Source organism: Salinisphaera sp. LB1 (assembly GCF_003177035.1).
Lineage (GTDB): Bacteria > Pseudomonadota > Gammaproteobacteria > Nevskiales > Salinisphaeraceae > Salinisphaera.
This window is the reverse complement of sequence record NZ_CP029488.1, coordinates 2,383,590-2,406,543: the sequence shown is the minus strand read 5'-3', so window position 1 is coordinate 2,406,543 and position 22,954 is coordinate 2,383,590. Positions and strand designations below refer to the sequence as shown.

Genomic DNA, 22,954 nt, shown 5'->3' with positions numbered 1-22,954 from the left:
CCCGGTTCGCCTCTCGCCCCGAACAGGGACGCGCACTCGATACGCTCGCCCTGCGCATGGATGGGTGGGCCCGGGCACTCGGCGATGCACGGCGCACCCCCCCCTACGACATCGAGCCCGCAGCGCGGCAACCGGCGTAACCGAAGACAGGACGGGTTCGATGACCGGCCCGGCTCGGGACGGCGCCTGGGCGATTTGACCATGGCTGAGCACGGGCGGGAACGAAAATGGCCGGCCACGCCAATCTGCAACCTCAACCCCGGTTGCGTTCAAGCGGGCCGCTCAGCTGGCGGTTCCACTTTCCGAGTCGCGCGCGGCCGCATCCACGGGCAGATCGAGCACGAAACACGCGCCGCGTTCGCGATCCGGCTCGGCCCAGAGCTGTCCGCCGTGATGCTCGGCGAGTTGGCGACTGACCGACAAGCCCATGCCCATGCCATCGCCGCCGGAACGAAAGGCCTGAAATATCACGTCCAGATCATCGGCCGGCACGCCGGGGCCAGTGTCGGCGACACGAATACGGATAGCCCGATCATCGCGTGCTTCGGCGTCAATACGTATCACGCGGATGTCGCTGTTCGCGACCGCCGCGATCGCGTTGCCGATCAGATTGACCAGAATCTGCTCGAGCTGGCCCGCATGCCCGCGACAGGGCGGCAACGCCGACTGGGCGGCGCAACGCACTTCCACGCCGGCCGCGCGGGCCGATCGCTCGGTGATTTCGATGCTGCTGTAGATCACCTGCAGGACATCGCATTCGCCGAATGTGTCCGTACCCCCGCCCACCAACTCGCGCGCCTGGGTGATGATGTCGCTCGCACGCTTGGCCTGTGTCTGGATCGCCCGCACCAGCGTACCGATCCGGCTCGCGGGCTCGTCGGCCGCCAGCATTCGGGGCAGCACATCGGCGTAATTTCGGATCGCCGACAGCGGCTGACGCACCTCGTGCGCCATGCCGGCCGCGATCTCGCCGAGCCTGGCCATGCGTTGCAGCTGCACGAGCCGGTCATCGCCCGTCGCGGCCGGCATCGGGGCACGATCCTCGATCCGGCGGAAGATCATGAACGCGCCCCACAGCCGATCACCCTCGGCGTCCGGCACGATCTGAACACGCAGGCGCTCGGTCGGCTCATCGGCGCGGCTAAAGTAAACCAGGCCGGTGAACGACTTGCCCTCGGCAAAGGCGCGGTTCAGGAACTCCTCGATATCCGGCGAACAGAGGCCCGAAAAGAACTGCGACGGCCGGCTATCGGCCGCGGGCGCGCCGAAGCGACGCTGGAAGGCGCGGTTCGTGAAGCGAAAATGCCCGGCGTCGTCGAGATAAGCCACGGCCAGCGGCAGACTATCCGCCAACAGATGCAGCCGCCGATCCCCCACAGGCCCATCCGGCATCGAATCACCCTGAAACACAGCAGCGCGTTATGGCGCTGTAGTCTGCACCAGGGCCTGTTGCCGTTTCGTGCGAGCGCCGCGTTGGAGACCGCAAATCGTGTCCGGCAAGGCGCGAGTCGCCGGCTCTGGGCGTGCCACGACCCAGACTTGCAACGCCGCAGGGCGCCCCTAGTAATTTTTTTATGGGCGGCCCAACCCTTCGGGACAAGCGCCCAACGATTGACGACACGACGGCAATCCAGCGTTGTAGCCCGCTTGTGCAGAGTGACTGCACGGCGCGCACTACGCCTCGTCTTGCCGCACAACAGCGCTTGGCGCGGACTCGCACGAAACGGCAACAGGCCCTAGAACCGGATGGCAATCCAGATATCCCGCCGCCCCGAGGCACTGGGCGCGAAGGGCTGCGGATAGCGACTGTGCGCCCGTCCCGGACCCAGAGTGGTCATGATTTCCACCAGCGCGTGCGACCGGGTGCTGTGCCCCGTAACTGAAGACAATTGACAGCGCGCGGCCCGTTTTCGTACATAAAAGACACGAAACCGGCAAAGTTGACCCGCAGGGAGGGGTCGACATGAAGACAACCGTCGTCGCAGCCTGCGCGCTGCTCGCCACGATAGCCACGATCAGCGTCGCCTGGGCGGGGCAACCGCCGCCGGTGGAACTGGTCGACGTATACCACGGAAAAGTGGATGTCACGAACTACTGGGTATCGGAAAAGTATGACGGCGTACGCGGCTACTGGGACGGCCAGCAAATGCGCACGCGCGGTGGCTCGGTTGTGGATCTGCCGGCCTGGTTCACCGCGCATTTCCCGACCACGCCCATGGACGGCGAACTCTGGGCCGGCTACGGCCGGTTCTCGACCGCCTCGACCCTGGTGAGAACCGCCGGCCCTAAGGATCCAGGCTGGCACGCGATCAGCTATCGGGTATTCGACCTTCCCGGCCGCAACGACGATTTCGACGACCGCGTGCCGGCGATTCGCCGCACCGTCGCGCGCATCGACGATCCATGGGTTGTCGCCGTGCGCCAGTTTCACGTCGCCGACAAGGACACATTGCAGGCTGCGCTCGAGAACGTCCTCGCCAGGGGCGGCGAAGGGCTGGTCCTGCATCGCGGCAGCCGCGACTACACGCCGGGCCGACATGCCGGCCTGCTCAAGGTCAAGCCCTATCGCGATGCCGAGGCGCGCGTCGTCGGCATTAACCCCGGCCACGGTCGTTTGCACGGGATGATGGGCTCACTCGAAGTGCGTATGCCCGACGGCCGCCAGTTCGCGATCGGCACCGGCTTCACCGACGAGCAGCGCGCCGACCCGCCCCCGGTGGGTTCATGGATCACGTTCCGCTATCAGGGCACGACCGCCACCGGCCTGCCCCGCTTCGCCCGTTTTCTGCGCCGGCGCACCGGCGGGCCGCCGCCGGAGATTACCGCGGACGGCCATGCCGCCGCGCCGGAAGCCGAAGGCATCGAGGCCGACGACGACGCGTAAACGTCCTCAGAGTTTGACGTCGAAGCCTTCGAACTCGGGCGGCCCGAGATAGATATCGCGGCGTCCGCCCGCGTTCTCGTGGGCCTTGCGAAATGCCTCGCTTCGCGTCCAGGCCTCGAAAGCCTCGCGCGAATCCCACTCCGAATGCGAGGCGAACAGCGTGTGCTCGTCCGTACTGGGCCCTTGCAGCAGGTTGAAGCGGCGAAAACCGGGCACCTCGTCGAGATGGGTTTCGCGCTGGCGCCAGATCGCGAGGAATTCGTCCTCGCAGCCAGGCTTGATCCGGAAACGATTCATGGCAATGAACATGACGCAGCCGTCGGTCGAAAAACGAGGCCTGATTGTAGACACCTGCCGTGCGCCCCGACAGGGGGCATTTCGTGCCGGTTGCCAGCGGAGCCGCTTGTGCGTGATCGCTTGCCTGCGCCGAAGCGGTGGCCGATTCAGTCAACGAAGCGGCTCGCACCGCGCTCGATTTCCCGGCCGACGATTGCTATCAGCTGATCCGCGAATTCGCAACGCACGCCCTCCAGCGTCAGCACGGATCGCGGATCGCGGATCGCGGATCGCGTGACGCTTCATCTGGTGTTGCGCTCGGGCAAGACCGACAGCCAGAAAAACGCCTTCTATCGCCGGGTGACCGACAATCTGTCGGCCCGCCCCGGCATCGACCCGCACAACGTCATGCTCACCATGACCGAGAACAACGATATCGACTGGTCCTTCGCGGATAGCAAGGCCAGCTTCATCGAAGACTGACGCGTGGCGCACGCCAAAAAAAGCCGGCATCGTTGCCGGCTTTTTTCATTCATGGACCTGCTGCCCGGTGGGCTGTCAGCGGTTGCGCGCGTGGATGAAGGTCCAGTAACCGAAGGCGTTGACCGGCACGGACTCGATCACGTCGAGATCGGCCATGGCGAGAAATTCGTCGATCGGGAACGACGGCCGGAACCCCACCAGCTTGGACAACGGCGACGCCAGCCGCTCCAGCTTGGCCATCGGGCCCTTGTGGCTGAAGTGATTGACGATAAAGATCTCGCCGCCCGGCTTGCAGACCCGCTTCATCTCCTCGACCAGTTTGTGCGGATCGGGGGCGACGGATACCACGTACATCGCCACGACCTTGTCGAAGCTATCGTCGGGATACTCGGTGGCCTGGCCGTCCATCACCTGCAGGGTGATGCGATCGGCATTGCCGTTCACACGCTGGCGCGCGTGCTCGAGCATGTCGGGCGAGACATCGATGCCGACCACTTCCACGCCCTCGGGGTAATGCGCGAGCGACAATCCGGTGCCGACGCCGACTTCCAGTACGCGATCGCCGGCCTGGCAATCCATCTTGTGAACCGCGACCTGCCGTCCCTGCTCGAACACGGGACCGAAGAATCGGTCGTACGTACTGGACAGACGGCGGTAGGCGGTAACGACGGAACGTTCATCCATGGCGTGGTATGACTCGGGTTGCTTGACGAGGATGATCGAAAGCGCGAGGAGAATACGCCGATCTGCCGACGGATACAAAAAAGACCCGCCGCGCAGCGACGGGCCGGCCCGCACCATGACCATACGGCGCGGGCGCTGACAATCACCCGGCGTTCGGTCTAGCCCTGATCGCGCTTCCAGTTGATCAGCCCGCCAGCGCGCAGAATCTCGACCTGGCGTTCGGAAAGCGCATGCTTGCACTCGATGGTATCGCCGTTCGCGGTTTCGACCGACACCGTATCGCCCGAGGCGAGCGCTTCGTGCAGCCCGCTGATCTTGAGCGTCCCGCCCTGCTCGAGCTTGTCCAGGTCGTCGCCGTTGGCGAACGTGAGCGGCAGCACGCCGAAGTTGACCAGGTTCGACCAGTGAATACGGGCATAATCCTTGGCAATGACCGCGCGCAGACCCAGATATCGCGGCGCGATCGCCGCGTGCTCGCGGGAGCTGCCCTGGCCATAGTTCTGGCCGCCGATGATCGCGTGATCGCCGGTTTCCTTGGCCCGATCCGGATATTCCTCGTCGACCACGTCATAGACGAAGTTCGCGATCTCGGGAATATTCGATCGAAACGGCAACACCTCGGCGCCGGCGCGCATGATTTCATCGGTGGAGATGTCGTCGCCCACCTTGAGCAGGATCGGCAGTTCGAACGCGTCGGGAATACCGTCGAAGTCGGGCAGCGACTGGATGTTCGGCCCTTTGACCAGCTCGACCTTGCGCGCCTGCTCGTGCGGCAGCGGATTTTCGAGCATGTGATCGTTGACCACCGGGTCATCGGGGTTGCTGACCTTCGGGTACTCGAAGTCGAGCGTGCGCGGATCGGTGATCCGGCCCATCAACGCACTGGCGACCGCCGTTTCCGGCGAACACAGGAACACCGAATCCTCGGGCGTGCCGGAGCGGCCCGGGAAATTGCGCGGAGTGGTGCGCAGGCTGTTGCGCCCGTAGGCCGGGGCCTGCCCCATGCCGATGCAGCCGTTGCAGCCGGCCTGGTGGATGCGTGCGCCCGAGGCGATCAACTGCCCCAGGCGGTCATCGCGCGCCAGTGTCTGCAACATCGCGCGCGAGGAGGGGTTCACATCGAATGAGACCTCCTTGGATACGGTCCGACCGCGCACCATCTCGGCAGCGACGGCAAAATCGCGGTAGCCGGGGTTGGCGGAGGAGCCGATATACGCTTGGTATAGCGCGTCGCCCGCGATCTCCGACACCGGCACGACATTACCCGGCGATTGCGGCTTGGCAATCAGCGGCACGAGTTCGGACAAATCGATCTCGTCGTGCTCGTCGTATTCGCAGCCCTCGTCGGCCAGGAGTTGCTCGTACGCATCTTCGCGGCCCTGCGATTTCATGAACCGCCGGATCTCGTCGTCGGCCGGGAACACGGTGGTGGTCGCGCCGAGCTCGGCGCCCATGTTGGCGATCACGTGCCGGTCCATGGCCTCGAGATTGTCCAGGCCCGGCCCGTAGTATTCGATGATCTTGCCGACCCCGCCGGATACGCCGTGCCGGCGCAGCATCTCCAGAATCACGTCCTTGGCCGAGACCCAGTCCGGCAACTTACCGGTGAGTTTGATCCCGAACACCTTCGGCATCTTGGTATAGAACGGCTCGCCCGCCATCGCCATGGCGACCTCGAGACCGCCCGCACCGATCGCGAGCATGCCCATCGAGCCGGCAGCCGGCGTATGGCTGTCCGAGCCCAAAAGGGTCTTCCCGGGGCGATCGAAACGCTCCATGTGCACGGCATGCGAAATCCCGTTGCCCGGACGCGAGAAGTAGGCCCCGAAGCGCTCGCACGCCGACTGCAGGAACAAGTGATCGTCCGGGTTCTTGTTGTCTTCCTGGATCAGGTTGTGGTCGACGTATTGCGCCGACACCTCGGTCTTGACCCGATCCAGCTGCATGGCTTCGAGCTCGAGCATCACCAGCGTGCCGGTCGCATCCTGGGTCAACGTCTGATCAATCTTGAGCGCAATCTCCGAACCTGGACTCATCCGGCCGTCCACCAGATGCGCATCGATCAGTTTTTGGGCAACGTTCTGTGCCATGTCGGCCTCCATAAGTGCGTTGTCCCCACTCTAGCGCTGCAAATGGCTCCGGACCAAGCCGCCGGGTGGGAACGAACCCATTGATTTCGCGCCAATCGATAATGATTCTTATTACGCACAACGGTTTTATGCGGCTTTCGGCCGAAGCCCTCGCCATGCACGTGACTTTTGGTCTATTTTGACGCCACTCAATCGAGGCACGGGGATTCGGCGGCGGCGCATCGCTCGGCCGATTTCCCTGTAAACTACATCGAAATGCCCGGCCGATTCCGCATCGCGATGCCCGGCTCTGGCGTAGGATGGATACGAGCTATATGGACCCTGCAGCGCAACATGCCGTCGTCATCTGGCCGCTAATCCTGTTCGCGGCGGCCGCCATCGGCCTGATCGGGCTCATGCTGGGCATGTCCTACATGCTGGGCGGGCGCCACGACGAGCGGTTGGGCAACCAGCCCTACGAGTCGGGCATCAAGCCCACCGGCGGCGCGCGGATGCGGTTTTCGTCCAAGTTTTACCTGGTCGCGATCATCTTCGTGCTGTTCGATCTGGAAGTGGTGTTCATCTTTTCCTGGGCCATCGCCGCGCCCAAACTCGGCTGGAGCGGCTATGAGGCGTTCATGAGCTTCCTGTTCGACCTGACGCTCGGTCTGGCCTATGCCTGGCGGATCGGCGCACTCGACTGGGCGCCCAAGGCGCCGCGCCAGTTCCGACTGCACGCGATCGAAAGCAATCAACGCCGTAATCTGCCGAGCGAACAAAGCTAGGCAGCCGTTCCGGCTGGCCCCAATTTGACTCAAACGGTAACGAGCCATGTCTTGGTCTCTCACCAGCGCTGATAGCAACCCGACTCCCGGTTCCGGCACCCCCGGCGACCACGGCGGCACCATCGAGGACGCGATGGCTCGCAATGTCGTCACCGCCAAACTGGACGACCTGGTGGCCTGGGGCCGCAAGAACTCGCTCTGGCCCTTCAACTTCGGCCTGTCCTGTTGCTATGTGGAAATGGCCACGGCGCTGACGGCGCCACACGACATGGCCCGTTTCGGCTCCGAGGTCATCCGCGCTACACCCCGTCAATCTGACGTCATGATTATCGCCGGCACCTGCTTTCTCAAGATGGCGCCGGTGATCCAGCGTTTGTATGAACAGATGATGGAGCCACGCTGGGTCATCTCAATGGGCTCCTGCGCCAATTCCGGCGGCATGTACGACATTTACTCGGTGGTCCAGGGCGTCGACAAGTTCCTGCCGGTGGATGTGTATGTCTCGGGCTGCCCGCCTCGCCCGGAAGCCTTCCTGGAAGGCCTGCTGCTGCTGCAGGACTCGATCACCGTCGAGAAACGGCCGCTGTCGTGGATGATCGGGCCGCAGGGCGTCACCCAGGCGCCGAAGCTCTCCCAGCGTGACAGCAAGCGCGCGGACCGCCTGTCGGCGACCACGCTGCGCACCCCCGACGAAGTCTAAGGGCCTAACGGATGCTTGATACCGTAGACATTCAGCGTCAGCTGACCGAGCGATTCGGCGAGAATACGCTCATCCCGCAGATCACCGCGGACGGCACACCCACGTTCTGGGTCGGCCGCGATCGCGTGCTCGAAGTCCTGAAATACCTGCGCCAGGATTCCGCCCCAGCTTATCGCATGCTCTACGATCTGACTGCGATCGACGAGCGCGCGCGGCATTTCCGTCAGGGCCAGCCAGCTTCCGATTTCACGGTCGTCTATCACCTGCTCTGCCTGTCGCCGGTCGCCGAGATCCGGATCAAGGTAGCGCTGTCGGAAGCCGATACGACGATCCCGAGCGCGACCGGCATCTGGCCGAATGCCAACTGGTACGAGCGCGAAGTCTGGGACATGTTCGGGATCACCTTCGACGGCCACCCGAACCTGCGCCGCATCATCATGCCGCCGACCTGGCAGGGTCATCCGCTGCGCAAGGATCATTCCGCGCGTGCGACGGAATTCGAGCCACTGCATCTGGACCCGAAGCGTCAGGACATAGAGGAGGATGCGCTGCAGTTCAAGCCCGAGGACTGGGGCATGCAGCGCGAGTCGGAAGACAACGAGTTCATGTTCCTCAACATGGGCCCGAACCATCCGTCGGTGCACGGCGTGTTCCGTATCGTGCTGCAGCTCGACGGCGAGGAGATCGTCGGCGCGGTGCCGGATATCGGCTACCACCACCGCGGCGCCGAGAAGATGGCCGAGCGCCAGTCCTGGCACACCTACATCCCGTACACGGACCGGATCGACTACCTGGGCGGCGTCATGAACGAGCTGCCCTATGTGATGAACATCGAGAAGGTGCTGGGCATCGAGGTGCCCGAGCGGGTCAGGGTCGCCCGCGTGATGCTGTCGGAGTTCTTCCGCATCACCAGCCACCTCATGTTCTTCGGCACCTACGTTCAGGACATCGGCGCGATGAGCCCGATCTTCTGGATGTTCTCGGACCGCCAGAAGGCCTACGACGTGATCGAGGCGATCACCGGCTTTCGCATGCACCCGGCGTTCTTCCGTATCGGCGGCCTGGCCATGGATCTGCCGAAAGGCTGGGATCGCCTGGTCAAGGAATTCCTCGACTGGTTCCCGAAACGCCTGACCGAATACAAGAAGGCCATGGCGCGCAACAGCATGCTGGTCGAGCGTTCCAAGCACATCGGTGCCTACTCCCAGGACGAGGCCATCGACTGGGGCATCACCGGCCCGGGCCTGCGCGCCACCGGTTTTGATTTCGACCTGCGTCGCGACCGGCCCTATTCCGGTTACGAGAACTTCGACTTCGAGGTGCCGCTCGGCGCCAACGGCGACTGCCTGGACCGGCTGGACGTGCGCATCGAGGAAATGTTCCAGAGCTGCCGCATCATCGAGCAGTGCATGAAGAACATGCCGGAAGGCCCGTACAAGGCCGACCACCCGCTGGCCACGCCGCCGACCAAGGAGCGCACGATGCACGACATCGAGACGCTCATCGCCCACTTCCTCACGGTGAGCTGGGGTCCGGTGGTGCCGGCCATGGAGTCCTCGACCATGATCGAGGCGACCAAGGGCCTGAACAGCTATTACTCCATTTCCGACAAGAACACGATGAGTTATCGCACGCGTATCCGTACGCCGAGCTTCGCCCATCTGCAGCAGATCCCGTTGATCTCGCAGGGCGGCCTGGTCGCGGACCTGGTCGCGATCATCGGTTCTATCGATTTCGTTATGGCGGACGTCGACCGATGATTGAACTCAGCGAAGCCGAAATCGAGGGCATCAAGCACGAGATGTCGCTCTACGAGGATCCGGGGGCCGCGACCATCGAGGCCCTCAAGATCGTGCAGGAACATCGCGGCTGGGTGTCCGACGAGGCCATGGCGGCCGCGGCCCAGGTGGTGGGCGTGACGCCGACCCAGATGGAAGCGGTCGCCACGTTCTACAACCTGATCTTCCGCCAGCCCGTGGGTCGGCACGTGATCATGCTGTGCGATTCGATCTCGTGCTATCTCACCGGGTACGAGGAAGTCCGCGATCATCTGAAGTCGACGCTCGGCATCGATTTCGGCCAGACCACCGCCGACGGCCGTTTCACCCTGCTTCCGATCTGCTGTCTCGGCGACTGCGACATGGGACCGTCGATGCGGGTGGGCGAGGTCTATCACAACCGGCTCACGCCCGAGCGGGTCGACGAGATTCTGGCGGAGTACAAGTAATGGAAGAGACGAAGGTACTGACCCAGCGCATTCGTCCCGACCGTTCGGCGGTCTGGATCGACGACTACATGGATCTGGGCGGCTACGAGGCACTCAAGACCACGCTCGCCGACTACGGCCCGGCCGAGGTCGGCCCGCTGATCAAGGAAGCCGGCCTGCGCGGACGCGGCGGCGCGGGCTTTCCCACCGGCGTGAAATGGTCATTCATGCCCCGCTTCGAAGATCGCCCCGACGAACGTCCGGCGCATGTCTATCTCGTGGTCAACGCCGACGAGATGGAGCCCGGCACATTCAAGGACCGGCTGATCATGGAAGGCGATCCGCATCAGCTGATCGAGGGCATGATCATCGCCGCCTACGCCATCGGCGCGGATACGGCCTACGTTTTCCTGCGCGGCGAGTACACCGAATGCCGCCGGCGCCTGCAGCAGGCGATCGACGAAGCCCACGCCAAGGGCTTTCTCGGCGAGAACATTCTGGATTCGGGGTTTTCGCTCAACCTGCATCTGCACATGAGCGCCGGCCGCTATATCTGTGGCGAGGAATCGGCGCTGTTGTCCGCGCTCGAGGGCCGACGCGCGGTACCGCGTCACAAGCCGCCGTTTCCGGCCGCATCCGGCCTGTTCGGCCAGCCGACGACGGTCAACAACGTCGAGACCATCTGCAATGTGCCGCACATCGTGAAAAACGGTGCCGACTGGTACAAGAGCCTGGGGCTCAACAAGGACGGCGGCACCAAGCTGTTCGGTGCCTCCGGCCATGTGGCGAAGCCCGGCCTGGCCGAGTTCCCGCTGGGCGTGAAGCTCGGCGATGTGCTGGAACACTTCGGCGGCATCCGCCACGGACGCAAGCTCAAGGGCCTGTTGCCGGGCGGCGGCTCCACGCCGTTTCTCACACCCGAGCATCTCGACACGCCGATGGACTACGACGGGGTTGGCGCGGCCGGCTCGCGTCTGGGCACGGCCACCATGGTCGTGTTTGACGACCAGACACCCATCGTCGGCGTGCTGAAGAATCTCGAACATTTCTACGCCCAGGAATCCTGCGGCTGGTGCACGCCCTGCCGTGACGGCCTGCCCTGGGTGGAGAAGATGCTGATCAACCTGGAAGCCGGAAAAGGCCAGCCGGGCGATCTCGAACTGCTCGACCTGCATGTCAAGCTGCTCGGCCCGGGCAAGACCTTCTGTGCCCACGCGCCCGGCGCGATGGGCCCGCTCGAGGCCGGCCTCAAGTACTACCGCGACGAACTCGCAGCGCTCATCCCCGACGATGCATCCAATCTGTCGCGGACCGAAGCAGCGAACGCGAATCCTCTTTAATTAGCGCACGGTTAAGTCATGGCAACGATTACGATCGACGGTAAGGAATTCGATGTCGACGACACCGAAAACCTGCTGGCCGTCGCCCTGTCGAAGGGCTTCGATCTGCCCTATTTCTGCTGGCATCCGGAGCTGCACAGCGTCGGCGCCTGCCGTCAGTGCGCGGTCAAGTCCTATCGCAACGACGAAGACGAACAGGGCATGATCGTCATGGCCTGCATGACGCCCTGTTCCGACGGCGGTCGCTTCGAGATCGACGACGAGCAGGCCGCCGAGATGCGCCGCCAGGTCATCGAATGGCTGATGATCAACCACCCGCACGACTGCCCGGTGTGCGAGGAAGGCGGCGAGTGTCATCTGCAGGACATGACGCTGATGGCCGGCCATACGCAGCGCCGCTATCGCGGGCCCAAGCGCACCCACAAGAACCAGGATCTCGGTCCGTTCATCAACCATGAGATGAACCGCTGCATCGCCTGCTATCGCTGCGTGCGCTACTACCGCGACTATGCCGACGGCGACGATCTGCGCGCGCTGGGCTCGCACAACAACGTCTACTTCGGCCGCGAATCCGACGGCGCGTTCGACAACGAGTTCTCGGGCAACCTGGTGGAGGTCTGCCCGACCGGCGTATTCACCGACAAGACGCTCGGCGCCCACTACAACCGCAAGTGGGACATGCAGAACGCCCCCGGCATCTGTACCCACTGCTCGCTGGGCTGCAACACCAGCCCCGGTTCGCGCCAGGGCGTGCTCAAGCGCATCCAGAACCGTTATCACGGCGAGATCAACCACTATTTCCTGTGCGACCGCGGCCGCTTCGGCGCCGGCTTCGTCAATCGCGACGACCGCCCGCGCCAGCCGCTGGTACGCAACGCCGACGGCCTCCTCGAGCCGCGCGAGATGGACGTCATGCGCGACGTCATGGAAGACGTGTTCGCCAAGGCCAAGGGCGTGGTCGGCGTCGGCTCGCCGCGGGCCTCGCTGGAAGACAACTTCGCGCTGCGCCATCTGGTGGGTGCTGAGCACTTCAGCAACGGCATGAGCCCGGCCGATTCGGATGCCAGCCTGGCTGCGCGTGACACGGTCTCGGCCCATGCCGATCGCCTGGCCACGCTGCGCGAAGTCGAATCCTGCGACGCCGTGCTGATTCTCGGCGAGGACGTGACCCAGACCGCGCCGCGGCTGGCGCTGTCGTTGCGCCAGTCCCGCCGCAACAAGCATCTGGAGCACGCGGCCGCCAACAAGATCCCGAAGTGGCATGCCCGTGCGGTGCGCGACATCGGCCAGCACAACAACAGCCCCATCTTCTCGGCGACCGCCCACGCCACGCGCCTGGATGACATCGTGATGTCGCCGCAGCGCCTGCGCCCGGCCGGGATTGCCGAACTCGGCTTCGCTGTGGCCCACGCGCTCGACAACACCGCCCCCGAGGCCAGCCCGCTCGACGACGAGACCCAGGCGCTGGTCGATGCCATCGCGGCAACGCTCAAGAGCGCGAAGAAACCGCTGATCGTCGCCGGCACCAGTCTCGGCGATCCGGCCATCCTCAAGGCCGCGGCCAACGTGACCCAGGCCCTCGCCGCCGCCAATGACGCCGCCCGCCTGTTCGTCACCCTGTCCGAGGCCAACTCGCTCGGCATGGCGATGCTGGAACAGCGCAACGTCGATCACGCGCTCACCGCGATCGAGGACGGCTCGGCCGACACCCTGGTGGTGATGCAGAACTGCCTGTACGAGCGCGCCCCCAAGGCACGCGTGGATGCCGCGATCCGGAAGGCCGCGCACGTCGTGGTCATGGACCACAGCATGACGCGCACGGTGGGCGAGGCCACGCACGTGCTGCCGGCCGGCAGTTTCGCGGAGTCCGACGGCACACTGGTCAACAACGAAGGGCGCGCCCAGCGCTTCTTCCAGGTCTTCATCCCCGACGCGCCGATGCAGGAAGGCTGGCGCTGGGCAGCCGACCTGGCCGAAGTCGCGGGCCACAAGCCCGACTGGCTCGGCATGGACGATCTGATCCAGGCCATCGTCGCGGCATGCCCGCAGTTCGCCGGCATCGAGGACGCCGCCCCCAGCCAGAGCTTCCGCAAGTTCGGCATGCGCTTCCCGCGCAGCCCGCACCGCTTCTCCGGTCGTACCGCGATGTACGCCAACGTGGATGTGCGCGAACGTCGGCCCGAGGTCGATCCGGATTCGCCGCTGGCTTACTCGATGGAAGGCTATTACGGCGTGGATCAACCGCCGTCGACGCTCGCCTACGCCTGGAGCCCCGGCTGGGATTCCAACCAGGCGGCCATCACCCGTTTCCAGGACGAAGTGGGTGGCCATATGAAAGGCGGCGACCCCGGCATCCGACTATTTGCCACAGCTTCCGGGGCGGGCGAATTCTCTGCCGCCGAGGTGACGGCGGTCGACGGCTGGCAGGCCGTGCCGATGCATCACATCTTCGGCAGCGAATCGCAGTCGGCGCGCGCGCCGGCCATCGCCGAACGCATGCCGGCCCCGGAATACCGCGTCAACGCCGAGGCCGCCAAGGCGCTCGGCATCGCCCCCGGTGATTCGCTCGAACTGGCCGTGGACGGCGAAACCCATGCCTTCCCGCTGGCCATCGACCCCAGCCTGCCCGACCGGACCATCGGCGTGCCCGTGGGCATGCACGGGGTCTGTGGCCTGCGTCTGCCCGTGGAAGTGAAACCATGATCTTCGGTATCTCCGAGCACGAAATCCTGTCGGCCGTCGTCACCGCGATCCTGACGATCGTCACTCTCATGGGGGCGGTCATCATGGCGGCCCTGATGATCCCGATCGAGCGCCGGCTGCTGGGCCTGTGGCAGGACCGCTACGGCCCCAACCGCGTCGGCCCGTTCGGCTCGCTTCAGGTCGTGGCGGACATGATCAAGATCTTCTTCAAGGAAGACTGGATCCCGCCATTCGCCGACAAGGCGGTGTTCGTGATCGCGCCGGCGATCATCATGTTCACCACCATCATGGCGTTCGCCGTCGTCCCGTTCACCGAATCCTGGACCATCGCCAACCTCAACGTCGGCCTGCTGTTCCTGCTGGCAATGAGCTCGCTGGGCGTGTACTCGGTGATCTTCGCCGGCTGGTCTTCCGACAACAAATACGCCCTGCTGGGCGCCATGCGCACAGCAGCTCAGATGATTTCCTACGAAGTCTTCATGGGTTTGTCGCTGTTGGGCGTGGTGCTGCTGGCCGGCAGTTTCAATCTCGGCGACATCGTCGAATCGCAGCGCGGCCTATGGAACGTGATTCCGCAGTTCCCGGCGTTCGTGGTCTTCTTCATCGCCGGCTGCGCGGAAATCCATCGTGCGCCGTTCGACCTGCCGGAAGCCGAGCAGGAGCTGACTGCCGGTTATCACACCGAATACTCCGGCATGAAGTTCGGCATGTTCTTCGTGGGCGAGTATCTGGGCATCGTCTTGATCTCGTGCCTGGTCACCACGCTGTTCTTCGGCGGCTGGCTCGGCCCGTGGCTGCCCGGTTTCGTCTGGTTCTTCCTGAAGGCCTTCTTGTTCATGTGCTTCTTCGTCCTGTTGCGCGCGGCCACCATCCGCCCGCGGTACGACCAGCTCATGGCCTTCGGTTGGAAGGTGCTGCTGCCGATCGCCCTGCTCAATGTGGCGATCACCGGCGCGATCGTCGTCGCCCAGAGCTAGTGAGACACCGGCGCCGCCCGCGGTGCCGGTCGTACAACGTGTTTGCAACGAGTCGTTTATGAAAAACGCCGCACAGAACGCCTTCTCCGCCACGTCGAGCGTGCTCCGCACGATCGGCATGACGTTCATGCATTCCTTCCGCAAGCGGGACACCATCCTGTACCCGGAGGAAAAGCCGTATCTGCCGCCGCGCTATCGCGGCCGCATCGTACTCACCCGCGATCCGGACGGCGCCGAGCGTTGTGTCGCCTGTAATCTGTGCTCGGTGGCCTGTCCGGTCGACTGCATCAGCGTGGTCAAGACCGAGGACGAAGCCGGCCGCTGGTATCCGGAAACCTTCCGGATCAACTTCTCGCGCTGCATCTATTGCGGCTACTGCGAGGAGGCCTGCCCGACCTACGCCATCCAGCTCACCCCGGATTTCGAGATGGGCGAGTTCGATCGTCAGAACATGGTCTACGAGAAGTCCGATCTGCTGATCTCGGGCGTCGGCAAGCGCCCCGGCTACAACTTCTACCGGGTGGCCGGCATGTCGGTCGGCGGCAAGGACAAGGGCGAGGCCGAGAACGAGGCCGCGCCGGTCGACATCAAGACGCTGCTGCCGTAAGCCAAGGGGATCGTCGTGGAAATCACATTCTTCATCGCCGGCATCGTGGCCCTCGCCACGACCCTTCGCACCATCACCTGTGCGAACCCCGTGCATGCCCTGCTCTATCTGATCACGTCGCTGCTGGCCGTCGCGATCGACTTCTATGCCCTGGGTGCCGCGTTCGCGGCCACGCTCGAGGTGGTCGTCTACGCCGGCGCCGTGATGGTGCTGTTCGTGTTCGTGGTCATGATGCTCAATCTCAACCAGGAGACGGTCGAGCGCGAACGTCACTGGCTGCGGCCCAAACTCTGGGTCGGCCCGTCGGTGTTCGCCGCCATCCTGCTCATTGCCATGGTCTGGTCGATAACCGTCGGCAGCGCGATCGGCGGCATCAACGGCACACCGCTTTCGGCCAACGCCGTCGGTTCGACCCTGTTCGGCCCGTACGTGCTGGTGGTCGAGCTGGCCGCCTTCCTGTTGCTCGCCGCCCTGGTCGTTGCCATCCACATCGGCCGTGACGAGCGCAACGAGGCCCGCTGGAAAGCCGAGCATGGTGATCGCGAGACCAACGAGGCAGGGGAACGATAATGACGGGACTACCCATACAATACGGCATGGGGCTGGCCGCGCTGCTGTTCGTTGCCGGCCTGACCGGACTGGTGGTGCGGCGTAACACGCTGTTCATCCTCATGAGCCTGGAAATCATGCTGAACGCCACGGGACTGGCGTTCATCGTCGCCGGCGCCCACTGGCAGGCCGCCGACGGCAACGCGATGTTCATTCTGATCATTGCACTGGCCGGCGCCGAGGCCTCCATTGGTCTGGGCCTGCTGCTCCAGCTGTACAAGCGTTTCCGCACGATCGACATCGACGCAGCCAGTGAGATGCACGGATGAATCTTCTAGTTCTGACCCTAGTCTTTCCCCTGGCCGGCGCTATTGCGCTCTCCCTGTTCCCGCGCATGGCCGACAATGCGGCCCGCACCATCGGCGCCGCCTCGGTCGGCCTGGCCGCGCTGGTCACCGCCCTGGTGATGGTGTTCTGGGGCGCGAACGGCGGTTATCCGTACGTCCAGACGTTGTGGCAGTGGATCGCCGTGGGCGACTTCCAGATGAACTTCAGTCTGTACCTCGACGGCCTGTCCATCACCATGATGGGCGTGATCACCGGCGTGGGCTTTCTGATTCACTGGTTCGCGGCCTGGTACATGGTCCACGACCTGGAAGGCTCGCCGGGCATGGCGCGGTTCTTCGCCTACATGAACCTGTTCATCGTGGCGATGCTGCTGCTCGTACTCGGCGATAACCTGCTGCTGTTGTACCTCGGCTGGGAAGGCGTGGGCCTGTGCAGCTATCTGCTGATCGGCTACTACTACCAGACCCCGGCCAATGCCTGGGCCGCCTTCAAGGCCTTCATCATCACCCGTATCGGCGATGTGTTCCTCGCCATCGGCCTGTTCCTGCTATATACGGTGTTCGGCACGCTCAACATCCAGACGCTGCTGCATAACGCGCCGCAGGTCTGGAGCCAGGGCGATGCCACCGCCAACATCGCCGCACTGTTGATTCTGCTGGGCGCCTGCGGCAAGTCCGCCCAGCTGCCGCTGCAGACCTGGCTGGCGGATGCCATGGCCGGCCCGACGCCGGTCTCCGCGTTGATCCACGCGGCCACCATGGTGACCGCAGGTGTGTACCTGATCGCGCGCATGCACGGCATCTTCGCCATGGCGCCGGCGATCCAGGAGCTGGTCGGCGTGATCGGCGGCGTCACCCTGCTCATCGCCGGCCTGGCGGCCACCGCGCAAACCGACATCAAACGCGTGATCGCCTATTCGACCATGAGCCAGATCGGCTACATGTTCCTGGCGCTCGGCGTGGGCGCATGGCAGGCCGCCATCTTCCATCTGATGATCCATGCGTTCTTCAAGTCGCTGCTGTTTTTGACCGCCGGTTCGGTGATCATCGCCTGCCACCACGAGCAAAACATCTTCAAGATGGGCGGTCTGCGCAAGACACTGAAACTGGACTACTGGCTGATGATCATCGGTGGTTCGGCGCTGTCCGCGCTGCCGCTGGTGACTGCCGGCTTCTACTCGAAGGACGCGATCCTGTGGGATGCGGTCGCTAACGGCCATTTCTGGCTCTGGCTGTTCGGTCTGATCGGCGCGTTCATCACCTCGATCTACACCTTCCGGATGATCTTCATCGTCTTCCACGGTGAGGAGAAGATCCATGCCCACCCCGGCCACGGTATCCCGCATCACGTGCCGCTGATCATCCTGGCCGTGCTGTCGACCTTCGTCGGCGCGCTGATCAACCAGCCGCTCGACGGCGTGCTCCCCTCGGGCGCGGTGGAAGGCCATCCGTGGGTCGAGATCGTGTTCGAGGTCATCTCGAGTGTGGTCGCCCTGGTCGGTCTTGGCGTGGCCGCGGCGCTGTTCCTCGGCAAGCGCCAGCTGATCGCGCAGGCCACCCAGGACGGCCCGGGCCGCAAGACCTGGCTGTTCTTCCACAGCGCGCTCGGCTTCGACTGGCTGTACGACAAGGTCTTCGTCCAGCCCTTCCTGTTCATGGAACGCGGCCATCGTCGCGATTGGATCGAAGCGATCGTGAACGTGGTTCCGGGCGCGGCGTCAGTCGGCAACTCAGGCTTGTCGGCGGTCCAGTCGGGCCGACTGCGTTGGTACGCAATGGTCATGTTTGCCGGTGCGGCCGTGCTGCTGGCCGTCTTGATGTTCGGATAAGAAGGCGATTCGATGCTCCTTTGCTGGCTATTATTCATCCCCTTCATCGGCGGCGCGCTGTGCTGGCTCGTCGGCCGTGGCAATTCCGAAGGCGCCGCACCGCGCTGGATCGCTTTCGCGTCCATGGCGCTGGTGTTCATTCCGGCGCTGTGGCTGTGGGTCACCGGCGACTTCTCCCTGGCCGGGCTCGGCGGCAACGCGCCGCACTGGCAACGCGAGCTCAGCGTGCCGTGGATTCCGGCCTTCGGCATCGATTTCCACCTGGCGATCGACGGGCTGTCGTTGATCATGGTGCTGCTGGCCAGCCTGCTCGGCATGCTGGCCGTAGCCTGCTCCTGGAGCCAGGTGCGCGAACGCGTGGGCGCCTTCCACATGAATCTCATGTGGACGCTCGGCGGCGTGATCGGCATCTTCCTGGCGATCGATCTGTTCCTGTACTTCTTCTTCTGGGAACTGATGCTGATCCCGATGTACTTCCTGATCGCGCTCTGGGGTCACGGCGAGTTCGACCGTGCCTCCCATGTTCGCGCCGCAGTGAAGTTCTTCATCTACACCCAGGCCAGTGGCCTGTTGATGCTGGCATCGATTCTCGGCGTGGTGTTCGTGCACTACGCCCAGACCGGTGATCTGACCTTCAACTACAACGCCCTGCTCCACACCCAGCTCGGCGACGGCCTCGGCATGGTGCTGATGCTTGGCTTCTTCATCGCCTTCGCGGTGAAGCTGCCGGCGGTGCCCTTCCATGGCTGGCTCGCCGACGCGCAGGCCAACTCGCCCTCCTCGGGCGCGGTCGACCTGTCGGGCATCCTGGTCAAGACCGCCGCCTACGGCTTTCTGCGCCTGGCGCTGCCCCTGTTCCCGGAGTCCTCCGCGGCCTTCGCCCCGATCGCGATGACGCTGGGCGTGATCAGCATCTACTACGGCGCGGTCATGGCCTTCGCCCAGACCGACATGAAGCGCCTGATCTCGTATTCGAGCATCTCGCACATGGGCTTCATCCTGGTCGGCCTGTATGCCGGCACGCTGCTGTCACTGCAGGGCGTGATGATTCAGGTCGTGGCCTCGGCCGTATCGACCGCCGCGCTGTTCATTCTCGCCGGCCAGCTCTACGAGCGCATGGGCACCCGCGACATGCGCCAGCTCGGCGGCTTGTTCGGACGCCTTGGCGCGCTGCCCGGCTTCGCGCTGATCTTCGTTGTGGCCTCGCTTGGCATGCCGGCGACCGCCAACTTCATCGGCGAATTCCTGATCCTGTTCGGGGCGTTCGCCGCCTGGCCGTGGATAGTGGTCGTCGCATCCGGCGGCATGATTCTCGCGGCCGTGTATGCGCTGTATCTGATGCATCGGGTGTACTGGGGCACGCCGTCCGGCGAGGACACCATCGCGCGCATGAGTGCCCGCGAGTACACCATCATGATGACCCTGGTCGTGGTCACGCTGATCGTCGGTCTGTTTCCGCAGACCATACTGTCGGTCTCGCAGACCACCATGACCGAAGTCTCCCACTGGTTCGCCACGGGGCTGGCCGCCTCCTCGGCAAGTTAAGCGATAGCTGACATGAACGACACCTGGAACCAACTGGTCGCGGTGCTGCCGCCGATTTTCACCTGCCTCGCCGTGATCGGCGTGATGGCAGCCATCGCCTGCAAGCGCAACCACGGCTCGGCCGTCGCCATCACGGTGGTGGGGCTGAATCTGGCGCTGGTCTCACTGCTGGCGGTGATCGCGGTCACTCCGATCGAAGTCACGCCACTGTTCGTCGTCGACGATTACGCGGTGTTCTTCTGGGCGGTGATTCTGGTCGCCGCGCTCGCCACCTGTACCTTTGCCGGCTCGTACTTCGAGGGGCTCGACGACAATCGCGAGGAGTTCTATATCCTCGTCGCATCGTCGGTGCTCGGCGGCATGGCGCTGGTCGCCAGCCGTCACTTCGCCTCGCTGTTCATCGGCCTGGAACTGCTGTCCGTGCCGCTGTACGGCATGATCGCCTACACCTACCGCGAGCGGCAGTCGCTGGAAGCCGGCTTCAAGTACATGGTGCTCTCCGGCGCCGCCTCCTCGTTCCTGCTGTTCGGCATGGCGCTGCTGTACGCAGCCTCGGGCCATCTCGACTACGAAGGCCTGGCTGTCGCCTTGCAGTCGGGCGCTTCCGGCCACGCCTGGGTGCTGATGGGCGTAGGCATGATCCTGGTCGCGCTCACCTTCAAGTTGTCGCTCGTGCCCTTCCACGTCTGGACACCGGATGTCTACGAAGGCGCGCCCGCGCCGGTGTCGACCTTCCTCGCGACAGTCAGCAAGACGGCGGTGTTCGCCCTGCTGATGCGCTTCTTCTTCCTTGCGCCGGTGGCCCACGACCCCTGGCTATTGACACTGGTGGGCGTCATCGCCTTCCTGTCGATGTTCGCGGGTAATCTGCTGGCCCTGCGCCAGACCAATATCAAGCGCATTCTGGGTTACTCGTCGATCGCCCACATCGGTTATCTGCTGACCGTGATCGTCGCCGGCATCCCGCTGTCGATCGAGGCCACCGGCGTGTATCTGGCGACCTACGTCGGCACCACGCTGGGCGCTTTCGGTGTGGTCTCGCTCGTCTCCAGCCCGTTCGCCGGGCGCGACGCGGCGCACCTCGACCATTATCGCGGCCTGTACTGGAAGCGTCCGATCCTGGCGGTATCAATGGCGATCATGATGCTGTCGCTGGCCGGTATCCCGTTGACCATGGGCTTCATCGGTAAGTTCTATATTCTGTCGGTGGCGGTCGCGGCCGGTCTGTGGTGGCTGGTGGCCGGCATCATCATCGGCAGCGGCATCGGCCTGTTCTACTACCTGCGCGTGATGGCGCTGCTGTTCATGGAACGCCCGGCCGACGCCCGCGAGCCGGCCGCCATCGGCGGCATGGGCCAGACGGCCGGCACTGTGGTGATCTGGCTGCTGGCGGCGGTGACGATCATCGTCGGCATCTACCCGACCTGGCTGATCGATCTGGTCGGCGCTTCGAGTATCGCCGGCATCGGCTGATACGCGAGCGCATCGATACGCATGAAAAAGCCCGCGAACGCGGGCTTTTTCATGCGCGCTCTTCAGCAGGCACCAACCGATCAGATTCGAACGACCGCCCCCGGGTTGAGCCGATTGTGTGGGTCGAGCGCGGTCTTGAGCGCGCGCAGCATGTCGATTTCGACCGCCGGCTTGAGACGCACGATCTCGTCGACCTTCAACCGCCCCACCCCGTGCTCGGCGGCGATGGAGCCCCGCATGGCGGCCACCCGATCGTGAACCAGGCCATGCAGGTCGGCTTCATAGCGCCGGAACTCGGCGTCGTCCATCGCCAGCGGCCGCGTCAGATTGAAGTGCAGATTGCCGTCGCCCACATGGCCGAAGATGCAGGGCCGGATATCCGGTACCGCGGCATGCAGTCGCGGTGTCATGTCGGCAATGAACGCCGGCAATTGCGACACCGGCAGCGAAATATCATGCTTGATCGAGGCCCCGGCCGCGGTCTGGGCCGGCGGAATCGACGTACGCAAGCGCCATAGATCCGCCATCGCCCCGGGCGTCTCGCCGACTACATGATCGACGATATCCCCTGCCGCCGTGGCCTGTCGCAGCGCGTCTTCACAGGTCGCAGCGAGCCAGTCGCCAGCAGCCGAGATAGCGACCTCGACCAGCAGATACCAGTCGGCGCGTGTGGCAAACGGCACACGGCAATCGGCCGAATAATCACAGGCCAGATCGAGCGCCTGGGCCGAGATCAGCTCGCAGCCGACGACATGCTGGCCGGTATCGCGACGCAGGCGAGCGGCCAGACGCACGCCCGCGGCCACATCCGCCAGCGCGCAGAAGGCAACGGCACGTTGCCGCGGCGGGTCCGCCAGTTCCAGCACGGCGGCTGTCATGATGCCGAGCGTGCCTTCGGAGCCGACGAACACGTCGTTCAGATCATAACCGCTGTTGTCCTTGCGCAGCCCGGTGAGATTGTCCCAGACGCGCCCGTCCGCCAGCACGACTTCCAGCCCCAGCACGCGATCGCGCGTGTTGCCGTAGTGCACGACATTGAGCCCGCCGGCGTTGGTCGCGAGATTGCCACCGATACGACAGCGCTCGCTCGACGCGAGTTGAATCGGCAGATAGAAGCCGGCGGCCTCCGCGGCACGCTGCGCATCCGCCAGCGTGCAACCCGCTTCGACCGTCATCGTCGCGTTGTCGGCATCGATATCGCGAATACGATCCAGACGCTCGAGGCTGAGAATCACCTGCCGTCGCGGATCGTCCGCCGCGGATCCGCCGACCGTGCCGGTATTGCCGGACTGCGGCACAATCGCGGCGTCGAAGCGCGCGGCCACGGTCACGATGCGCGCCACTTCGTCGACATCGGCCGGGCGCACGATCGCCGCAGCCTGCGGCTCGAACGCGCCGCGCCATTCGGTGAGATAGCGCGCGGCGGCCTCCTCTTCAACGATGACCTGCTCGGCGCCGACCACCTCGGCCAGCGCCGAGATCAATGTTTCACGCATC

General features: G+C 64.4%; 20 protein-coding genes. 15 read left to right on the top strand and 5 right to left on the bottom strand.

What is annotated here, in order from left to right; translation table 11 throughout:
* Positions 1-282: 282 nt before the first annotated feature.
* Entirely contained in the window at positions 283-1,392 is a 1,110-nt protein-coding gene (locus SALB1_RS10855) for a PAS domain-containing sensor histidine kinase (RefSeq protein WP_109993886.1), read from the bottom strand.
* 571 nt (positions 1,393-1,963) lie between these two features.
* Here SALB1_RS10855 and SALB1_RS10850 point away from each other — a divergent pair.
* Positions 1,964-2,884: a DNA ligase gene (locus SALB1_RS10850; protein WP_109993885.1), complete on the top strand. Its 921-nt coding sequence runs from the start codon at positions 1,964-1,966 to the stop codon at positions 2,882-2,884.
* Between the two features lie 6 nt (positions 2,885-2,890).
* Here SALB1_RS10850 and SALB1_RS10845 read toward each other — a convergent pair whose 3' ends face one another.
* On the bottom strand, positions 2,891-3,193 hold the full coding sequence (locus SALB1_RS10845; protein WP_109993884.1) for an antibiotic biosynthesis monooxygenase: 303 nt from the start codon (positions 3,191-3,193) through the stop codon (positions 2,891-2,893).
* Between the two features lie 261 nt (positions 3,194-3,454).
* Here SALB1_RS10845 and SALB1_RS19200 point away from each other — a divergent pair, with 261 nt between their 5' ends.
* Complete coding sequence (locus SALB1_RS19200) at positions 3,455-3,643, top strand: tautomerase family protein (protein WP_199678771.1); 189 nt, start codon at positions 3,455-3,457, stop codon at positions 3,641-3,643.
* Positions 3,644-3,718: 75 nt separating this feature from the next.
* Here SALB1_RS19200 and SALB1_RS10835 read toward each other — a convergent pair whose 3' ends face one another.
* Positions 3,719-4,327: a class I SAM-dependent methyltransferase gene (locus SALB1_RS10835; protein ID WP_109995388.1), complete on the bottom strand. Its 609-nt coding sequence runs from the start codon at positions 4,325-4,327 to the stop codon at positions 3,719-3,721.
* Positions 4,328-4,485: 158 nt separating this feature from the next.
* On the bottom strand, positions 4,486-6,417 hold the full coding sequence (locus SALB1_RS10830; protein WP_109995387.1) for an aconitate hydratase: 1,932 nt from the start codon (positions 6,415-6,417) through the stop codon (positions 4,486-4,488).
* A 314-nt stretch (positions 6,418-6,731) separates the two neighbouring features.
* Here SALB1_RS10830 and SALB1_RS10825 point away from each other — a divergent pair, with 314 nt between their 5' ends.
* Genes SALB1_RS10825 through nuoN form a run of 13 tightly spaced genes read left to right on the top strand, consistent with a single transcriptional unit; the run spans position 6,732 to position 21,457 of the window.
* Positions 6,732-7,181 (top strand): NADH-quinone oxidoreductase subunit A, encoded by a 450-nt coding sequence (locus tag SALB1_RS10825; protein ID WP_109995386.1) that lies wholly within the window; start codon positions 6,732-6,734, stop codon positions 7,179-7,181.
* 46 nt (positions 7,182-7,227) lie between these two features.
* On the top strand, positions 7,228-7,881 hold the full coding sequence (locus tag SALB1_RS10820; protein ID WP_109993882.1) for an NADH-quinone oxidoreductase subunit B family protein: 654 nt from the start codon (positions 7,228-7,230) through the stop codon (positions 7,879-7,881).
* 11 nt (positions 7,882-7,892) lie between these two features.
* Positions 7,893-9,641: an NADH-quinone oxidoreductase subunit C/D gene (nuoC, locus tag SALB1_RS10815; protein WP_109993881.1), complete on the top strand. Its 1,749-nt coding sequence runs from the start codon at positions 7,893-7,895 to the stop codon at positions 9,639-9,641.
* Positions 9,638-10,108, top strand: coding sequence for an NADH-quinone oxidoreductase subunit NuoE (nuoE, locus tag SALB1_RS10810; RefSeq protein WP_109993880.1), 471 nt, complete (start codon positions 9,638-9,640; stop codon positions 10,106-10,108). The genes nuoC and nuoE overlap by 4 nt, the downstream gene beginning before the upstream one ends.
* Positions 10,108-11,427, top strand: coding sequence for an NADH-quinone oxidoreductase subunit NuoF (nuoF, locus tag SALB1_RS10805; protein ID WP_109993879.1), 1,320 nt, complete (start codon positions 10,108-10,110; stop codon positions 11,425-11,427). The genes nuoE and nuoF overlap by 1 nt, the downstream gene beginning before the upstream one ends.
* Before the next feature lie 18 nt (positions 11,428-11,445).
* Positions 11,446-14,130 carry an NADH-quinone oxidoreductase subunit NuoG gene (gene nuoG / locus SALB1_RS10800; RefSeq protein ID WP_109993878.1) on the top strand — a complete coding sequence of 895 codons (2,685 nt, stop codon included), beginning with the start codon at positions 11,446-11,448 and terminating at the stop codon, positions 14,128-14,130.
* Complete coding sequence (gene nuoH / locus SALB1_RS10795; RefSeq protein WP_109993877.1) at positions 14,127-15,107, top strand: NADH-quinone oxidoreductase subunit NuoH; 981 nt, start codon at positions 14,127-14,129, stop codon at positions 15,105-15,107. Before nuoG ends, nuoH begins: the two co-directional genes overlap by 4 nt.
* A 58-nt stretch (positions 15,108-15,165) precedes the next feature.
* Positions 15,166-15,714, top strand: coding sequence for an NADH-quinone oxidoreductase subunit NuoI (gene nuoI, locus SALB1_RS10790; protein ID WP_109993876.1), 549 nt, complete (start codon positions 15,166-15,168; stop codon positions 15,712-15,714).
* Between the two features lie 15 nt (positions 15,715-15,729).
* Positions 15,730-16,284, top strand: coding sequence for an NADH-quinone oxidoreductase subunit J (gene nuoJ / locus SALB1_RS10785; protein WP_109993875.1), 555 nt, complete (start codon positions 15,730-15,732; stop codon positions 16,282-16,284).
* On the top strand, positions 16,284-16,592 hold the full coding sequence (gene nuoK, locus SALB1_RS10780; RefSeq protein WP_109993874.1) for an NADH-quinone oxidoreductase subunit NuoK: 309 nt from the start codon (positions 16,284-16,286) through the stop codon (positions 16,590-16,592). The genes nuoJ and nuoK overlap by 1 nt, the downstream gene beginning before the upstream one ends.
* Positions 16,589-18,439: an NADH-quinone oxidoreductase subunit L gene (gene nuoL, locus SALB1_RS10775; protein ID WP_109993873.1), complete on the top strand. Its 1,851-nt coding sequence runs from the start codon at positions 16,589-16,591 to the stop codon at positions 18,437-18,439. Before nuoK ends, nuoL begins: the two co-directional genes overlap by 4 nt.
* 12 nt (positions 18,440-18,451) lie before the next feature.
* Complete coding sequence (gene nuoM / locus SALB1_RS10770) at positions 18,452-19,984, top strand: NADH-quinone oxidoreductase subunit M (RefSeq protein WP_109993872.1); 1,533 nt, start codon at positions 18,452-18,454, stop codon at positions 19,982-19,984.
* A gap of 12 nt (positions 19,985-19,996) precedes the next feature.
* Positions 19,997-21,457, top strand: a complete 1,461-nt coding sequence (nuoN, locus tag SALB1_RS10765) for an NADH-quinone oxidoreductase subunit NuoN (RefSeq protein WP_109993871.1) — start codon at positions 19,997-19,999, stop codon at positions 21,455-21,457.
* Between the two features lie 80 nt (positions 21,458-21,537).
* Here the strand turns inward: nuoN and SALB1_RS10760 are convergent, their stop codons facing one another.
* A complete protein-coding gene (locus SALB1_RS10760; protein ID WP_109993870.1) occupies positions 21,538-22,953 on the bottom strand; it encodes an FAD-binding oxidoreductase in 1,416 nt (471 codons plus the stop codon).
* Between the last annotated feature and the right edge of the window lies 1 nt (position 22,954).

Bases quoted from the DNA above. Each gene is read 5' to 3' on its own strand.
- SALB1_RS10855 (WP_109993886.1), bottom strand. From the start codon at position 1,392: ATGCCGGATGGGCCTGTGGGGGATCGGCGGCTGCATCTGTTGGCGGAT.
- SALB1_RS10850 (WP_109993885.1), top strand. From the start codon at position 1,964: ATGAAGACAACCGTCGTCGCAGCCTGCGCGCTGCTCGCCACGATAGCC.
- SALB1_RS10845 (WP_109993884.1), bottom strand. From the start codon at position 3,193: ATGTTCATTGCCATGAATCGTTTCCGGATCAAGCCTGGCTGCGAGGAC.
- SALB1_RS10835 (WP_109995388.1), bottom strand. From the start codon at position 4,327: ATGGATGAACGTTCCGTCGTTACCGCCTACCGCCGTCTGTCCAGTACG.
- SALB1_RS10830 (WP_109995387.1), bottom strand. From the start codon at position 6,417: ATGGCACAGAACGTTGCCCAAAAACTGATCGATGCGCATCTGGTGGAC.
- SALB1_RS10825 (WP_109995386.1), top strand. From the start codon at position 6,732: ATGGACCCTGCAGCGCAACATGCCGTCGTCATCTGGCCGCTAATCCTG.
- SALB1_RS10820 (WP_109993882.1), top strand. From the start codon at position 7,228: ATGTCTTGGTCTCTCACCAGCGCTGATAGCAACCCGACTCCCGGTTCC.
- nuoC (WP_109993881.1), top strand. From the start codon at position 7,893: ATGCTTGATACCGTAGACATTCAGCGTCAGCTGACCGAGCGATTCGGC.
- nuoE (WP_109993880.1), top strand. From the start codon at position 9,638: ATGATTGAACTCAGCGAAGCCGAAATCGAGGGCATCAAGCACGAGATG.
- nuoF (WP_109993879.1), top strand. From the start codon at position 10,108: ATGGAAGAGACGAAGGTACTGACCCAGCGCATTCGTCCCGACCGTTCG.
- nuoG (WP_109993878.1), top strand. From the start codon at position 11,446: ATGGCAACGATTACGATCGACGGTAAGGAATTCGATGTCGACGACACC.
- nuoH (WP_109993877.1), top strand. From the start codon at position 14,127: ATGATCTTCGGTATCTCCGAGCACGAAATCCTGTCGGCCGTCGTCACC.
- nuoI (WP_109993876.1), top strand. From the start codon at position 15,166: ATGAAAAACGCCGCACAGAACGCCTTCTCCGCCACGTCGAGCGTGCTC.
- nuoK (WP_109993874.1), top strand. From the start codon at position 16,284: ATGACGGGACTACCCATACAATACGGCATGGGGCTGGCCGCGCTGCTG.
- nuoL (WP_109993873.1), top strand. From the start codon at position 16,589: ATGAATCTTCTAGTTCTGACCCTAGTCTTTCCCCTGGCCGGCGCTATT.
- nuoM (WP_109993872.1), top strand. From the start codon at position 18,452: ATGCTCCTTTGCTGGCTATTATTCATCCCCTTCATCGGCGGCGCGCTG.
- nuoN (WP_109993871.1), top strand. From the start codon at position 19,997: ATGAACGACACCTGGAACCAACTGGTCGCGGTGCTGCCGCCGATTTTC.
- SALB1_RS10760 (WP_109993870.1), bottom strand. From the start codon at position 22,953: ATGCGTGAAACATTGATCTCGGCGCTGGCCGAGGTGGTCGGCGCCGAG.